12 protein-coding genes are annotated in these 13,940 nt (G+C 73.4%); 9 read left to right on the top strand and 3 right to left on the bottom strand.

Features of this window, described 5'->3' with window-relative positions:
• The first annotated feature begins 3 nt into the window (after nt 1-3).
• The 9 genes from LTT61_RS29060 to LTT61_RS29100 all read left to right on the top strand — a co-directional run bounded on the left by LTT61_RS29060 (nt 4) and on the right by LTT61_RS29100 (nt 10,410).
• Nucleotides 4-1,029 carry an ABC transporter permease gene (locus LTT61_RS29060; RefSeq protein ID WP_233017197.1) on the top strand — a complete coding sequence of 342 codons (1,026 nt, stop codon included), beginning with the start codon at nt 4-6 and terminating at the stop codon, nt 1,027-1,029.
• The gene (locus LTT61_RS29065; protein WP_233017198.1) at nt 1,026-1,889 is read left to right on the top strand and encodes an ABC transporter permease; all 864 of its coding nucleotides are present in this window, start codon (nt 1,026-1,028) and stop codon (nt 1,887-1,889) included. Before LTT61_RS29060 ends, LTT61_RS29065 begins: the two co-directional genes overlap by 4 nt.
• A complete protein-coding gene (locus LTT61_RS29070; protein ID WP_233017199.1) occupies nt 1,886-3,523 on the top strand; it encodes a dipeptide ABC transporter ATP-binding protein in 1,638 nt (545 codons plus the stop codon). The genes LTT61_RS29065 and LTT61_RS29070 overlap by 4 nt, the downstream gene beginning before the upstream one ends.
• Nucleotides 3,520-4,758: an acyl-CoA dehydrogenase family protein gene (locus LTT61_RS29075; RefSeq protein WP_233017200.1), complete on the top strand. Its 1,239-nt coding sequence runs from the start codon at nt 3,520-3,522 to the stop codon at nt 4,756-4,758. Before LTT61_RS29070 ends, LTT61_RS29075 begins: the two co-directional genes overlap by 4 nt.
• Nucleotides 4,755-5,993 carry an LLM class flavin-dependent oxidoreductase gene (locus LTT61_RS29080; protein ID WP_233017201.1) on the top strand — a complete coding sequence of 413 codons (1,239 nt, stop codon included), beginning with the start codon at nt 4,755-4,757 and terminating at the stop codon, nt 5,991-5,993. Before LTT61_RS29075 ends, LTT61_RS29080 begins: the two co-directional genes overlap by 4 nt.
• Before the next feature lie 14 nt (nt 5,994-6,007).
• Nucleotides 6,008-6,994, top strand: a complete 987-nt coding sequence (locus tag LTT61_RS29085) for an LLM class flavin-dependent oxidoreductase (protein ID WP_233017202.1) — start codon at nt 6,008-6,010, stop codon at nt 6,992-6,994.
• Complete coding sequence (locus LTT61_RS29090) at nt 6,991-8,352, top strand: acyl-CoA dehydrogenase family protein (RefSeq protein WP_233017203.1); 1,362 nt, start codon at nt 6,991-6,993, stop codon at nt 8,350-8,352. Before LTT61_RS29085 ends, LTT61_RS29090 begins: the two co-directional genes overlap by 4 nt.
• A 28-nt stretch (nt 8,353-8,380) precedes the next feature.
• Nucleotides 8,381-9,412, top strand: coding sequence for an aldo/keto reductase (locus LTT61_RS29095; RefSeq protein WP_233017204.1), 1,032 nt, complete (start codon nt 8,381-8,383; stop codon nt 9,410-9,412).
• Nucleotides 9,413-9,528: 116 nt separating this feature from the next.
• The gene (locus LTT61_RS29100; protein WP_269821814.1) at nt 9,529-10,410 is read left to right on the top strand and encodes an alpha/beta fold hydrolase; all 882 of its coding nucleotides are present in this window, start codon (nt 9,529-9,531) and stop codon (nt 10,408-10,410) included.
• A gap of 7 nt (nt 10,411-10,417) precedes the next feature.
• Here the strand turns inward: LTT61_RS29100 and LTT61_RS29105 are convergent, their stop codons facing one another.
• Genes LTT61_RS29105 through LTT61_RS29115 form a run of 3 tightly spaced genes read right to left on the bottom strand, consistent with a single transcriptional unit; the run spans nt 10,418 to nt 13,813 of the window.
• Nucleotides 10,418-11,617, bottom strand: coding sequence for an MFS transporter (locus LTT61_RS29105; RefSeq protein WP_233017205.1), 1,200 nt, complete (start codon nt 11,615-11,617; stop codon nt 10,418-10,420).
• Nucleotides 11,614-12,681 (bottom strand): LLM class flavin-dependent oxidoreductase, encoded by a 1,068-nt coding sequence (locus LTT61_RS29110; RefSeq protein WP_233017206.1) that lies wholly within the window; start codon nt 12,679-12,681, stop codon nt 11,614-11,616. The genes LTT61_RS29105 and LTT61_RS29110 overlap by 4 nt, the downstream gene beginning before the upstream one ends.
• Before the next feature lie 22 nt (nt 12,682-12,703).
• Complete coding sequence (locus tag LTT61_RS29115) at nt 12,704-13,813, bottom strand: acyl-CoA dehydrogenase family protein (RefSeq protein ID WP_233017207.1); 1,110 nt, start codon at nt 13,811-13,813, stop codon at nt 12,704-12,706.
• Between the last annotated feature and the right edge of the window lie 127 nt (nt 13,814-13,940).

The raw sequence follows: 13,940 nt of genomic DNA on the forward strand, positions 1-13,940 counted from the left end.
GGGATGCGCGGCTACGTCCTGAAGCGGCTCGCGCAGGCGGTGCTGGTGCTGCTCGCGGCCTACACCCTGTCGTTCGCGCTGCTCAGCGCCTTGCCGGGGGATTCGGTGAACAACCGGATCCAGAACCCGGACGCGCAGATCTCGCCGGAGGCGGGGCGGATGATGCTGGAGTACTACGGGCTGGACCGGCCGCTCCACGAGCAGTACCTGCACGGGCTGGCGGCGGCGCTGCGCGGTGAGTTCGGCTTCTCGCTCTCCACCGGGACCCCGGTCGCGGAGATGATCGGGACCGCGCTGCCCGGCACGCTGGCGCTGACCGGGCTGGCCCTGGTCTTCGGGCTGGTCTTCGCCGGCGTGGTCGCGATCGTGATCAACTACGCCCGGTGGGCGTGGCTGCGCGACCTCGCCGGGTCGGTGCCCGCGCTCTTCGCCTCGGTGCCGACGTTCGTGGTCGGCATCCTGGCGCTGCAGTTCCTCTCCTTCCGGTTCCACCTCATCCCGTCGGTGGACGACGGGTCGGCGCGGGCGCTGGTCGCGCCGGCCGCGACGCTGGGGCTGCTGGTGGCGGCGCCGATGTCGCAGGTCTTCGCCACCTCGATCCGCGGCACGCGGCGGCAGCCCTTCGTGCACGTGCTGCGGGCCAAGGGCGCGGGGGAGGGCTTCGTCTTCCGCAAGGACGTGCTGCGCAACTCCTCGCTGCCGGTGCTGACGCTGCTCGGGCTGACCTTCGGCGAGCTCATCGCCGGCTCCGTCGTCACCGAGGCGGTCTACGCGCGGGACGGGATCGGGCAGCTCACGGTCGGCGCGGTGGAGACCCAGGACCTGCCGGTGGTGCAGGGCGTCGTGCTGCTCTCCGCGGCGGCGTACGTGCTGGTGAATCTCGCGGTCGACCTGGTGTATCCGTTCGTCGACCCGCGGGTGCTCGTCGACGGCCGGACGCAGCGGTTCACCAGGGCCCGTGCCGGTCTCGCCCGCACGCGCGTGGTCGTTCCGCCGCGCGGGCTCCCGGCCGAGGTGGCAATGCCGTGACCGCCGTCCTGGAACCCGAGAAGAACTCGCGGGCGCCCGAGCGGAAGGCGGCCCGGCCGCGCCGGCTCGGCGCGAACTGGACGCTGGTGCTTGCGCTCGCCGTGGTGGCGACCGCGCTGCTCTGGGCGCTGGTCCCGCAGCTGTTCGTCGGCTACGACCCGCTGCTGCCGGACCCGGCGAACAAGCTGAAGCCGCCCTCGGGCGAGCACTGGTTCGGCACCGACCAGCTCGGCCGCGACCTCTACACCCGGGTGGTCTACGGTGCCCGCGCCTCACTGCTCGGCTCGGCGGTGGCGGTCGGCGTCGGCGTGCTGGTCGGCTCGCTGCTCGGCGCGCTCGCCGGATGGTTCTCCGGTTTCACCGACAGCGCGCTCATGCGGGTGATCGATGTGGTGCTGGCGATCCCGGGGTTCCTGCTCGCCATCACCATCGTGGTGCTGCTCGGCTTCGGGGTGCTGCAGGCCGGGATCGCGGTCGGGCTCACCACCTCGGCGACCTTCGCCCGGCTCATCCGCTCCGAGGTGCTCAAGGCGCGGACCAGCAGCTACGTGGAGGCCGCGATCACCAGCGGCGCCTCGACGCTGGACATCCTGCGCAGGCACGTGATCCCGAACTCGATCGCGCCGACGGTCTCGCTGATCACGGTGCAGTTCGGCATCGCGATCATCTGGATCGCCTCGCTCAGTTTCCTCGGGCTCGGCGCGCAGCCGCCGGAGCCGGAGTGGGGGCGGCTGGTCTCCGACGGCCGCAACTACATCGCGACCCGCGGCTGGCTGACGCTGTGGCCCGGGCTCGCCGTCGTCGCGGTGGTGCTGGCCACCAACCACATCGCGCACCACATCACGAGGAGGCAGCCGTGACCCTGGTCGACGCGGAGCTCAGCACCACCGCGACCGCCGTGCTCTCGGTGCGCGACCTGAGCGTCGGGTACCGCACCGGCCGCGGGCTCACGCCGGTGCTGCGCAACGTCTCCTTCGAGGTGGCGCCGGGGCAGGTGCTCGCGCTGGTCGGCGAGTCGGGGTCGGGCAAGACCACCACCGCGCACGCCGTGCTCGGGCTGCTGCCGGAGAACGGCGAGGTGCTCGGCGGGCGGATCTCGTTCGCCGGGCAGGAGCTCACCGAGCTGTCGGAGAAGGGCTGGCGGGGCATCCGCGGCCGGGCGGTGAGCCTGATCCCGCAGGACCCGGCGGTCTCGCTGGATCCGGTGCGCCGGGTCGGCCACCAGGTCGAGGATGTGCTGCTGCTGCACACCGACCTGGACGCGGCGGCGCGCCGGGCCCGGGTGTACGAGCTCTTCGAACTGGTCGGCTTCACCGAGGTGGAGCGGCGCTACCGGCAGTACCCGCACGAGCTCTCCGGCGGCATGCGGCAGCGGGTGCTGATCGCGGCCGCGGTCGCCGCCGAGCCGGAGCTGATCATCGCCGACGAGCCGACCTCCGCGCTCGACGCCACGGTGCAGAAGCAGGTGCTCGACCTGATCGACGACATCCGGCGCCGCCTCGGCACCAGCGTCGTCCTGGTCACCCACGACCTCGGCGTCGCCGCCGACCGCTCCGACGTGATCGGCGTGATGCGCGGCGGCGAGCTGGTCGAGGTCGGTCCGACGCGGGAGATCGTCGCCGGGCCGCGGCACGAGTACACCAGGACGCTGCTGGACAGCGTGCCGTCCCGGATCGGCCGGATCCGGCCCCGAGCGGCCGCCCCCGCGGACCGGGAGACGGTGATCGAGGTCGCCGGGCTGCGCAAGGAGTACGGCGACGTGACCGCCGTGGACGGGATCACGTTCCAGGTCGAGCGCGGCGAGACCTTCGCCATCGTCGGCGAATCCGGGTCGGGGAAGTCGACGACCGCCCGGATCCTGACCGGGCTCACCGAGGCCACCGGTGGCAGCGCCACCCTGCTCGGCACCGACATCACCCGGCTGCGGCGCAGCGAGTTCCGCGCGCTGCGCCGGAACGTGCAGATCGTCTACCAGAACCCGTACTCCTCCTTCGACCCGCGCTTCGACGTCTACGACGTGGTCGACGAGCCGCTGCGCTCGTTCGGCGGGAAGCGCCGGGGAAAGCGGCCGAACGAGGAGCAGGTCGTGGCGGCGCTGGAGGCGGCCGCGCTGCCCGCCGACTTCGTCCGGCGGCACCCGCGCGAGCTCTCCGGCGGCCAGCGGCAGCGGGTCGCGATCGCCCGCGCCCTCGTGCTCGAGCCCGAGGTGGTGGTGCTGGACGAGCCGATCTCCGCGCTCGACGTCTCGGTGGCTGCCCAGCTCCTCGACCTGCTGCGCACCCTCCAGGAGGAGCGCGGCCTGACCTACCTGTTCATCTCGCACGACCTCGCGGTCGTCCGGGCCATCTCGGACCGGGTCGCGGTCATGCGGCAGGGCCGGATCGTCGAGCAGGGCCCGGTCGAGCAGGTCTTCGCGCACCCCGCCGACGACTACACGGTCCGGCTGGTCGACGCCATCGCCGGGCGCGACCTCATCTCTGGAGGACAGCCATGAGCACACCACACGAGACCCTGGCCGCCGCGCTGGAGCACATCCGGGCGGTGCTGCTGGAGCTGGCCAAGGGCGTCGGCGAGCGCGACCTGGCCTTCGAGCACCCGGAGGCGCTGATCCAGGAGCTGGCCGACGCCGGCTTCGGGCGGCTGCGGGTGCCGGTGGAGTTCGGCGGCTTCGGCGTCGAGCTGCCGGTGCTGTTCGAGCTGCTCGCCGAGGCGGCGCAGGCCGACTCCAACGTCCCGCAGATCTTTCGCGGCCACTTCACCACGGTCGAGATCCTGCTGCGGGAGACCGATCCCGAGGTGCGCGCGCACTGGCTGCGCCGGATCGGCGACGGCGCGGTGTTCGGCAATGCGCAGTCGGAGCCGTCGGCGGTGGTCGCGGAGGCGGTGAGCGCCGGTGACGTGGCGCCGGGGTGGGGTGGGTCGACCACGAAGGTGCGGGTCGCCGCAGACGGGCGGCGGCTGGTCTCCGGCACCAAGTTCTACTCGACCGGCGCGCGGTTCGCCGACTACATCCGGGCGGCGGTGGCCGACGACGAGGGTGGCCGCGGCTTCGTGGTGATCCCGGCCAGGCACCCCGGCGTCACGCACGTGGACGACTGGGACGGCATCGGGCAGCGCCAGACCGGCAGCGGGACGACGCTGTTCGCGGACGTCCCGGTGGAGCCGAACGGCGATGTCGGGAAGTTCAAGGAGTCGCTGCGCGGGCTGGACTCGTTCGTGCAGATCGTGCACCTGGCCAACCTGACCGGGATCGCGCGCAGCATCGTCGCCGAGACGGTCGACATCGTGCGCGCCCGCACCAGGACCAGCCTGCACGCGCTCACCCAGAAGGCGGCCGATGACCCCGAGGTGCTCGGCGTGGTCGGGCTGCTGGAGGCGCGCAGGCTCACCGCCGAGACGTTGCTCCGGCTGGCCGGTGAACGACTGCAGGCGGCGCACGACAGCGGCGAGGAAAGTGCCTACACGCGGGCGTATCTCGACACTTCGGCCGCGCAGATCGCGGTGATCGAGGCGGTGCTGGACGCGGCGAACCGCGCCTTCGACGCCGGTGGCTCCTCGACGGCGCGGAACAGCGCGCACCTGGATCGGCACTGGCGCAACGCCCGCACGCTGGCCTCGCACAACCCCGTCGTCTACAAGCCGCGGGTGGTCGGGGCGTATTTGGTGAACGGGGAGTCGCCGGAGCCGGGGTACTACCGGAACCGCCCGTCGGCGGAGGTGTCGGCATGACGAAGCAGCTGCATCTCAACGTCAATATCTTGAATTCCGGTGTGTTCGGCGGGTCCTGGCGGTTCCCCGGGACCGACGGGCTGGCCTCGTACACGATCGAGCACTACACCTCGATCGCGCGCAAGGCCGAGGAGGCACGGCTGGACGCCGTCTTCCTGGCCGACGGCCCCTCGCTCGACCCGTCGACCAAGCACCGCACCGGCAACAACCTGGAGCCGACCACGGTGCTGGCCCGGATCGCGGCGCGGACCGAGCGGATCGGGCTCATCGCCACGCTCTCGTCGTCCTACAACGACCCCGCCGAGCTGGCCGGGCGCCTCGGCGACCTGGACCACCTGAGCGGCGGGCGGTTCGGCTGGAACGTGGTGACCACGGCGGGGCCGGTGGCCGCGGCGAACTTCGGCCGCGCGGGCGAGCCGGAGCACGGGCTGCGGTACCGGCGCGCGGGCGAGTTCGTCGAGCAGGTCGTCGCCGCGTGGGCGGCGCGCACCGAGTACGTGTCGCCGCAGGGGCGGCCGGTGGTGGTGCAGGCCGGTGGCTCGGCGGACGGCAAGCGGCTGGCCGCGCGGGTCGGCGAGGTGATCTTCTCCGCCGAGCAGGACATCGACGCGGCTCGGGACTTCCGCACCGAACTGCGGGAGGGCGCGCGGCGCTTCGGGCGCGACCCGGACGAGATCGTGGTGCTGCCCGGGCTCTCCACCGTGCTCGGCAGCACCGAGGCCGAGGCGCGGGAGCGCCGCGAACTGCTGGACGACGTCCTGCCGGACGCCTACGCGCGCGCCCGGCTCGCCGGGCAGCTCGGCTTCGCCCTCGACGGGCTGCCCGACGACGAGCCGCTCCCCGCCGAGCTGCTCGAGGCCCCCGACGCCGGCGCTGGTTCGCAGACCTTCAACCGGGTCGTGCGCGACATCATCGCGCGGGAGAACCCGACGCTGCGGCAGCTGCTGCTGCGACTCTCCGGCGGTGGCGGGCACCGGATCGTGGTCGGCACCCCGGAGCGGGTCGCCGACGATATCGAGCGCTGGTTCCGGCACGGCGCGGCCGACGGCTTCAACGTCATGCCGGACGTGCTGCCCTCCGGTTTCGACGATTTCGCCGACCACCTGGTGCCGGAGCTGCGGCGGCGCGGGCTCTTCCGCGCCGAGTACGACGGGACCACGCTGCGCGACCACCTCGGGCTCGGGCTGCCCGCCGCTCCGGCGGCGGAGCGCGGGCCCCTCGAAGCGGCGCGCTGAGGGGGAGAGAAGCGATGACTGTTCCTGTTCTGCTGGAAATCGCCGTCGGCGGGGTGGCGACGCCCACCGCGGGTGACGCATTCGCCGCGGGCGGATCGCTCGCTGCGGGCGGATCGCTCGCCGCAGGCGGACTGCTCGCCGCGGGCGGATCGCCCGGTCTCGTGCCGCTCGCCGCGGCGGCGGAGGTGGCGGCCGCGGCCGAGCGCGCCGGCGTGGTGGCGCTGCGGGTGCGCGCCGATGCCGTCGGTGCCGGCGGCGCGGCGCCGGCGCTCGATCCGAGCGTTGTGGCCGCCTACCTCGCCGGGCGCACCACCGAGCTCGGCTACCTGATCGACCTGCCGACCACCGGCAACGCCCCCTACAACGCGGCGCGCCGGGTGCTCTCCTTCGACCGGGCCGTCGGCGGCCGGGCCGGGGTGGTGCTGCGCCCCGGTGCCGGCGACGAGGTGAGCGCCGCCGCGGCCCCTGATCCGGGCGCAGATTCGCCCGCCGAGCGCTGGGCCGAGTACGCGACCGTGCTGACCCGGCTCTGGGAGTCGTTCCCGCGCTCCGCGCTGCTCGGCGACCAGGAGCGGGCACTCGTGCTCGACGACGCCCTGATCACGCCGATCGACTTCGCCGGCCGGTACTACCGGGTCGCCGGGCCGCTGGACGGACCGTCCTCGGTGCAGGGCCGCCCGGTGCTCGCGGTCGAGGCGGCGGCGGCTGTCGCGGACCGCGCGCTCGCGGACGTGGTGATCGTCGAACGCGGCGCGGCGGCGCCCGCCGGTTCCTTCGCGCTGATCGGGCGCGCGGAGGTCTCCGCGGCGACCGACCCCGCGGAGCTCGCCACCTGGGCATCCGGCTTCGACGCGGTCCTGCTGGCCCCGGTCGGCGGCGCCGAGGCGGTGCGCGACACCATCGACCGGGTGGTCCCCGCGCTCGCCCGCCACGAACCGCACCCGACCCTGCGGGCCGCACTCGGCCTGCCCGTCCCGACGATCGAGGAGGTCCCGGCATGACCGCACTGCAGGAACCGGCGGGCGGCTCCGGGCCGGAGGCACCTACCGCCGACACCACCACCTTCGCCGGCGGGGACGATGCCCCCGGTCGCCGCGCCGTCTTCACCGGTCCCCGGGTGACCGGAGACGACGGGAGCCCCGCAGCACCGCCCGCCGAAGGCGAACCCGATCCGGCCGCGGAGCAGCTCACCGTGGCGGGGATCCGCGCGGCGATCGCCCCGATCCTGGCCCGCCTCGCCGCGACCGCGAAGCACCGCGAGGAGACCCGCGACTACGCCTTCGCCGACGTCCGCGCACTGGCCGAGGCCGGCATCGCGCTCACCGGCATCCCGGCGCACGAGGGCGGCGCGGGCGGCTCGCTGCGCGACGTCGCCGAGGTGATCATCGAGATCGCCCGCGCCGACTCCAATATCGCGCAGGCGCTGCGCAGCAGCTTCCTCACCGCCGAGCAGGTGGTGGCCCGCCCGGACCGCCCGCAGCGCGACCGCACCCTGGCCCGGCTGCGCGCCCGCGACCTCTTCGCAGGCACCGCCAACGAGCGCACCGGCGGGGCGAGCGGCCGGATCAACGCCACCGCGCGGCCGGACGGCGCCGACTGGATCGTGAACGGCGAGAAGTACTACTCCACCGGCGGCCTCTACGCCGCCTGGTTCTCCACCCAGGCGCGCGCCGATGACGACACCGTGGTGCGCTTCACCGTCCCGCTGGATCGGGACGGCATCGAGCGGCTGGACGACTTCGACGCCGTCGGCCAGCGCCTCACCGCCAGCGGCACCACCCGCTTCACCGAGGTCAGGGTCCGGGCCGACGAGGTCACCGAGCTCGGCACCCCGGAGCCGGCCAACCCGTGGACCGGTGCCTTCGCCCAGCTCTACCTGGCCGCGGTGCAGGCGGGGGTGGCGGCGCGGGCGCTGGACGACGCGGTCTGGTACGTCCGGGAGAAGGCCCGCCCGATCAAGCACAGCACCGCGACGGCGAGCGTGGACGACCCGTACGTCCGGCAGACCGTGGGCGAGATCGCCGCCCGCGCCCAGGCCGCGCGGGCCGTGGTACTGCTCGCCGCCGAGACCCTCGCCGGCGTGCACGGGCTGACCGGCGACGCGCTCCGGGCCGCGGGCGCCGCGGCGTCGGTGCACGTGGCCCAGGCCGGCGTGATCGCCATCGAATCCGCGCTCGCCGCCGCCGAGCTGCTCTTCGATGTCGGCGGCGGCTCGATCACCAGCCGCGACCTCGGCTACGACCGGCACTGGCGCAATGCCCGCACCGCCGCCAACCACAATCCGCGGCAGTGGAAGTCGGCCGTCGCCGGCGCCTACCACCTCACCGGCGAGGAACCGCCGACCACCGGGCTCTTCTGAACCTCGACAGCAAAGGAACGCACATCCGATGTCCCATGGAGCATTCGAACCGACCTACACGGCCGCCCCGAACCGGTACGAGCGGATCCCGTACCGGCGCACCGGGAACTCCGGGCTCGACCTGCCCGCCTTCTCCTTCGGGCTGTGGCAGAAGTTCGGCACCGACTACGCCTACGAGACCCAGCGCGAGATCATCCTGCACGCCTTCGATCTCGGCATCACGCACTTCGACAACGCCGACCGCTACGGCCCGCCGCACCGCGCCGCGCAGCAGAACTTCGGCCGGGTGCTCGGCAGGGAGCTCGCGCCGTACCGGGACGAGCTGATCCTCTCCACCAAGGCGGGCAACCCGATCGGCCCGAGCCCCTACCTGAGGGGCGGCTCGCGCAAGTCCATCCTGACCTCGCTCGACCACAGCCTGCGCGACCTCGGCACCGACTACGTCGACATCTTCTACCACCACAGCCCCGACCTCACCACGCCGCTGGAGGAGTCGGTCGGCGCGCTGGTCAGCGCGGTGCAGCAGGGCAAGGCGCTCTACGTCGGCATCTCCAACTACCAGCCGGACCGCACGCACGCCGTCGCCGAGCTGCTCCGCGAAGCCGGTGTGCCGCTGCTCATCCACCAGGCGCGCTACAGCATCTACGACCGCCGCCCGGAGCAGAACGGGCTGCTGGAGACGGCGCAGGACGACGGCTTCGGCGTGATCGTCTACTCGCCGCTGGCGCAGGGGCTGCTCACCGACAAGTACCTGGGTGGCATCCCGGAGGGGGCGCGGGCGCAGAACAGCACCTTCCTCTCGCCGGACGTCATCGACGACACCTACCGGCAGCGCACCGCCGAGCTGAACAAGCTCGCCGAGTCGCGCGGCCAGTCGCTGGCCCAGCTGGCGCTGCAGTGGGTGCTGCGCAGGCCGGAGGTCACCTCGGCGCTGATCGGCGCCAGCTCCACCGCCCAGCTGGACCACAACCTGGCCGCGGTGAGCTTCCCCGAGCTGACCGCCGACGAGCTCGCGCTCATCGACGAGCACGGTGTGCACGGGACCGGGCTGAAGCTCTGATCTCGTCCTGAAGCGGGCCGGAACTCGATAGGTTCCGGCCCGTTTTTCGTGCTCTGATACGGACATATCAGTTTTCGTGGTACGTTCATATTAACAACTCAGGGAGGGTGGAGAGCATGGCGAAGGTCGGTAGGTTCAGTAGCGCGGCGGGCGCGGCGCGGTTCCGCGCGGCCTACGACGCGCTGGCCGCGCGGTGGCCGGTGCCGTCGACGGAGCACGAGGTGCCGACCTCGTTCGGCAGCACCTATGTGCGGAGGTCCGGCACCGGGACCGGTGCCCCGATCGTGCTGCTGCCCGGCATCGGCGGCAACGGGCAGATCTGGTACCCGTTCATCGAGGAGCTGGCGCGCGACCACGTCGTCTACACCCCGGACGTCATCGGCTGGGCCGGGCGCTGCGTCCAGACGGCCCCGGTGCGCGATACCGCCGATATCGCCGCCTGGTTCGCCGAGGTGCTCGACGGACTCGGCGAGCGGCGGGTGCACCTGGCCGGGAACTCGCTCGGCGCCTGGCTCGCCGGCGCTGTCGCGGTGCACCGCTCGGACCGGCTCGCCAGCCTGACGCTGCTCGAGCCGAGCGCCGCCACCTTCGCCCGGCCGCGGCTCGGGCTGCTGTGGAAGTTCATCGTGGGCGGGATCAACCCGACTCCGGAGCGGATGCGGAAGTTCAACCGGTGGCTCATGCCGCGCTACGTCATGGACGACGCCGGTATCGAACTGGCGGGCGCCATCACGAAGTTCCGGATGGCCATGCCGTGGGACCGCGCGTTCACCGACGAGCAGCTCGCCGCCATCGACGCCCCCACCCTGGTGCTCTTCGGCGCGGAGACGATCGTCGCCGACCCCGAGTTCGGCGCCGCCCGGGCGCGGGAGGGGATCGCCCGGGCGCAGGCCGAGATCATCCCCGGCGTCGGCCACGACCTGCTCTGGGCCAACCCGGAGCAGGTCGTCCCGCGCTTCCTCGCCTTCGTCGAGAGCCACGAGCAGGCCAGAACCTGAGCGGTGCTCAGGGCGCGGGCGGCCGCGCGACCGGAAGCAGCGCGAGCGCCGCGAGCAGGCACGCCGCGCCGAGCAGCACCAGGAAGCGCCAGTCCCCGATCCAGGCCGCCGCCAGCGGAGTGCCAGCCCTGGAGAGCGCGATCGGCACCGTCATCAGCGCCAGGATGCTGCCGAAGCGCGCCACCCCGAAGGTCTCCGCGACGATCGACGGCCTGGCCACCACGCTGATCCCGTAGCCGAGGCCGAAGGCGCCGACGCAGGCGAGGGTGAGCGGCAGCGAGGTGCCCGCCAGCGGCAGCGCCAGCAGTCCGGCGCCCTGCACCGCGAAGGACACCGCCGTCACCCTGGCCATGCCGAACCGGCGGGCCAGCGGCGCCAGCCCCATCCGGGACGCGACCTGCAGCACCCCGACCCCGATCGGCAGCGCCGCCGCCACCGTGGGGGAGAAGCCGACATCGCGGAACCAGGTCACCATCATCAGCAGGAACGCCGAGGTCGCCCCGCTCTGCGCGACGAAGGCGACGACCAGGAACCAGAAACCGGCGCTGCGCAGCGCGGCACCGACCGGCACCCCGTCCCGCCCGGTGACCCGCAGACTGTGCGCGGTGCGCCCGGGAACCGCCCACAGGTGCGCGGGCACCGCCACCACCGCCAGGATCAGCGCCAGCACCACGAGCGTGTGCCGCCAGCCGAGCTGCCCCTCCAGCCAGCCGGCCAGGAAGTAGTAGAAGCTGGTGGCGAGGCCGCAGATCATGGTCACCGCGATGATCGCGCCGTCCCGGTGCCGCGCGTCGGTGACCACAACCAGCACCGCGAACGCCGCCTCGTAGGTCGACATCGCCAGCGCCGGCCCGGCCAGCACGAAGGCGAGGTAGAGCTGGGGCAGCCCGGTGGCCTGCGACCACAGCAGCACCGCGACCACCCCGATCGCCGACCCCGCGGTCATGAGCAGCCTGCCGCCGTACCGGTCGAGCATGGTGCCGATCGGCACCGCCGCGAACGCCCCGATCAGCGTGGAGATGGTGGCCGCCACCGCCACCTCGGTGCGCGAGACGCGCAGCGCCTCCGACATCGGGACGAGCAGCACCGTGAACGCCTGGATGAGCGCGCCGTAGGTGACGGTGTTGGTCAGCGCGAAGACGCCGACCAGGCGCTGCCGGCGCAGGTCGGGCGGGGCGGCGGGAGCGGAGGTGAGCTCCGCGCTCATCCTCGGAGCAGCGGGAGCAGCTGATCCCCCTGCCTGCCGATCTCGCGCAGGTACGGGGTGTCGGAGAGCACGAAGTGCGTGATGCCGAGATCCTGGTAGCGGCGCAGCGATTGCGCGACGTCCTCGGCCGAGCCGACCAGCCAGGTGGTGCCCGCGCCGCCACCGCCGTAGCGGCCGGGCGCGGTGTAGAGGTTGTCGTCGAGCACGTCGCCGCGCTCGGCCAGGTCGAGCAGCCGCTGCTGCCCGACGGCGGTGCGCCGGAACGGGTTCCGGTGGTCGAGGTCGCCCTGCTGCGCCGCCATCTCGGCGACCTTGGCCTCCGCCTCCGCCCACGCCTGCTCGGTGGTGTCGCGCACGAAGGTGGTGACCCGCAGCCCGAATTCGAGCGGGGCGTGCTCGCGGCCCAACTCTGCGCCGAGCGCCTTCAGCCGCTCGATCCGCTCCTGCACGCCGGAGAGCGGCTCACCCCAGAAGAGCTGCACGTCGGCCTCGGTCGCCGCCACCCGCTCGGCCGCCTCGGAGGCGCCGCCGAAGTAGAGCTTCGGGTGCCTGCGCTCGCCGCGCCTGGCGATGCGCGGCCGCACTGTGGAGTTGGTGACCCGGTAGTGCTCGCCGCGGTAGGTGACGTCGTCCTCGGTCCACAGCTTGCGGACCAGCTGCATGAACTCCCTGGTGCGGCCGTAGCGGTCGGCCTGGTCGCCCTCGGTGTCGCCGTAGGCGCCGAGATCGTCCTTGCCGGAGACGATATTGACCCGCACCCGGCCGCCGGTCAGGTGGTCGAGCGCGGCGGCCGACGCGGCGAAGTTCGCGGGCCGCCAGTAGCCGGGGCGCACCGCGATCAGCGGCTCGAAGGTGGTGGTGCGGGCGGCGAGCGCGGTGGCGACGGTGAAGGTGTCCGGGCGGCCCCAGCCCGCGCCGAGCAGCGCGCCGCGCCAGCCGTGCTCCTCCAGCGCCCTGGCCTGGGCGGTGAGCGTCTCCAGGCTGTTGTGGTCCGCCGAGACGGGCTCGCCGCGGTGGCCCGCGACGACCTGATTCGGGATGTACCAGAGGAATTCGAGCGTCATCGAGCGTGGTTCCTGTTCGTGTTCAGCGGGCGAGCCGGGTGAGCTGGGCGCGCCGGACATCGCCGGTCTGCCCCTGGACCAGCACGAAGAGCGCGGAGCGCGCGTGCAGCTGCGCGGTGTCGTCGCTGCCGAGGCCGCGGCCGGAGCGGACGATCAGCAGCGCGCGGGTGAGCGTGCCGAGCGCCTCGCCGCTGGCCGCCTTGGTGGCGAGCCGCTCGGCCAGCCGGTGCGGGCCGCCGCCCCGGGCCAGCGCCTCGTCGGCGAGCGCGTAGGCGGAGTCCCTGAGCCGGGCGACCCGCGGGCGCCAGGTCGCGGCGACCGCGTCGGCGTCCGGGTCCGGGGCGGCCTCCAGTTCGCGCAGCACCGTCTCGGCGAGGCCGAAGTGGTGGCCGCGGGCATCGCTGGCGGTGCCGATGTCGTCGTATCTGGTCTTCTCCAGGGTCTGCGCGGTGAGCACGTTGGCGTCCGGTACGAAGACCGACTCGATCCGCACCCGCGCGGTCCGGCTGCCCGCGACCGCGCCCAGCTCGAGCAGCCCCTCGCTGTGCACGCCGTCGGCGATCGGGACCAGCGCGGTGACCACGGTCTCCGTCGCCGCCTGCACCGCCGCGACGGTGAGCACCGAGTTCAGCCCCCAGCCGCTGACCCAGGAGATGGTGCCGTCGAAGACCCAGCCGCCCTCGACCCTCCTGGCCGCGATGTAGTGGTCGGGGAAGCGCCGCACGTCGCTGACCCCGGCGCCGAGCAGCAGCTCGCCGCGCAGGATCCGCTCGGCCAGTTCGGGAATCGGCTTGTCCCGCTTACGCAGCTCGGTGATCCGCCCGGCCAGCGGCGCGTGCTGCGCCCACACCAGCCAGGTGTCGAAGCAGGCGCCCGCGACGATCTCGTGCAGCCTGCGGTCGGTGTTGCGGTCCAGCGCGAGCCCGCCGTACTCCGCGGGCGCCAGGTGGTTGAGCAGCCCGAGCCCGGCCAGGTCGTCGATGTGCGCGCGCGGGACGCCCTCGCGATCGGTGCGCAGCGCGGCCGGGCGCAGCACCCGCTCGGCGTATTCGCGCACCCGGGCGACCACGGGATGCCCGTCCGCCGCCGTGACCGCGGCGCCCGCACCGAACTCCGTCTTCGCCGCCGTCATCGCGGTCCCTTCGTCCGAGCGCACGCCGAACGCGGGCCGCATCCGGACTCGGAGAATTATTGCCCCGGCTACCGATCCCGCCCCGGGTTCGCGGCCGCTCCGGCGCCTCGATGACCGCCTCGACCAG

Source organism: Nocardia asteroides (genome assembly GCF_021183625.1).
GTDB classification, from domain to species: domain Bacteria; phylum Actinomycetota; class Actinomycetes; order Mycobacteriales; family Mycobacteriaceae; genus Nocardia; species Nocardia asteroides_A.

Excerpts from the sequence above, each read along its gene's own strand:
- LTT61_RS29060 (WP_233017197.1), top strand. The coding sequence starts at position 4 with ATGCGCGGCTACGTCCTGAAGCGGCTCGCGCAGGCGGTGCTGGTGCTG.
- LTT61_RS29075 (WP_233017200.1), top strand. The coding sequence starts at position 3,520 with ATGAGCACACCACACGAGACCCTGGCCGCCGCGCTGGAGCACATCCGG.
- LTT61_RS29080 (WP_233017201.1), top strand. The coding sequence starts at position 4,755 with ATGACGAAGCAGCTGCATCTCAACGTCAATATCTTGAATTCCGGTGTG.
- LTT61_RS29085 (WP_233017202.1), top strand. The coding sequence starts at position 6,008 with ATGACTGTTCCTGTTCTGCTGGAAATCGCCGTCGGCGGGGTGGCGACG.
- LTT61_RS29090 (WP_233017203.1), top strand. The coding sequence starts at position 6,991 with ATGACCGCACTGCAGGAACCGGCGGGCGGCTCCGGGCCGGAGGCACCT.
- LTT61_RS29095 (WP_233017204.1), top strand. The coding sequence starts at position 8,381 with ATGTCCCATGGAGCATTCGAACCGACCTACACGGCCGCCCCGAACCGG.
- LTT61_RS29100 (WP_269821814.1), top strand. The coding sequence starts at position 9,529 with ATGGCGAAGGTCGGTAGGTTCAGTAGCGCGGCGGGCGCGGCGCGGTTC.
- LTT61_RS29105 (WP_233017205.1), bottom strand. The coding sequence starts at position 11,617 with ATGAGCGCGGAGCTCACCTCCGCTCCCGCCGCCCCGCCCGACCTGCGC.
- LTT61_RS29110 (WP_233017206.1), bottom strand. The coding sequence starts at position 12,681 with ATGACGCTCGAATTCCTCTGGTACATCCCGAATCAGGTCGTCGCGGGC.
- LTT61_RS29115 (WP_233017207.1), bottom strand. The coding sequence starts at position 13,813 with ATGACGGCGGCGAAGACGGAGTTCGGTGCGGGCGCCGCGGTCACGGCG.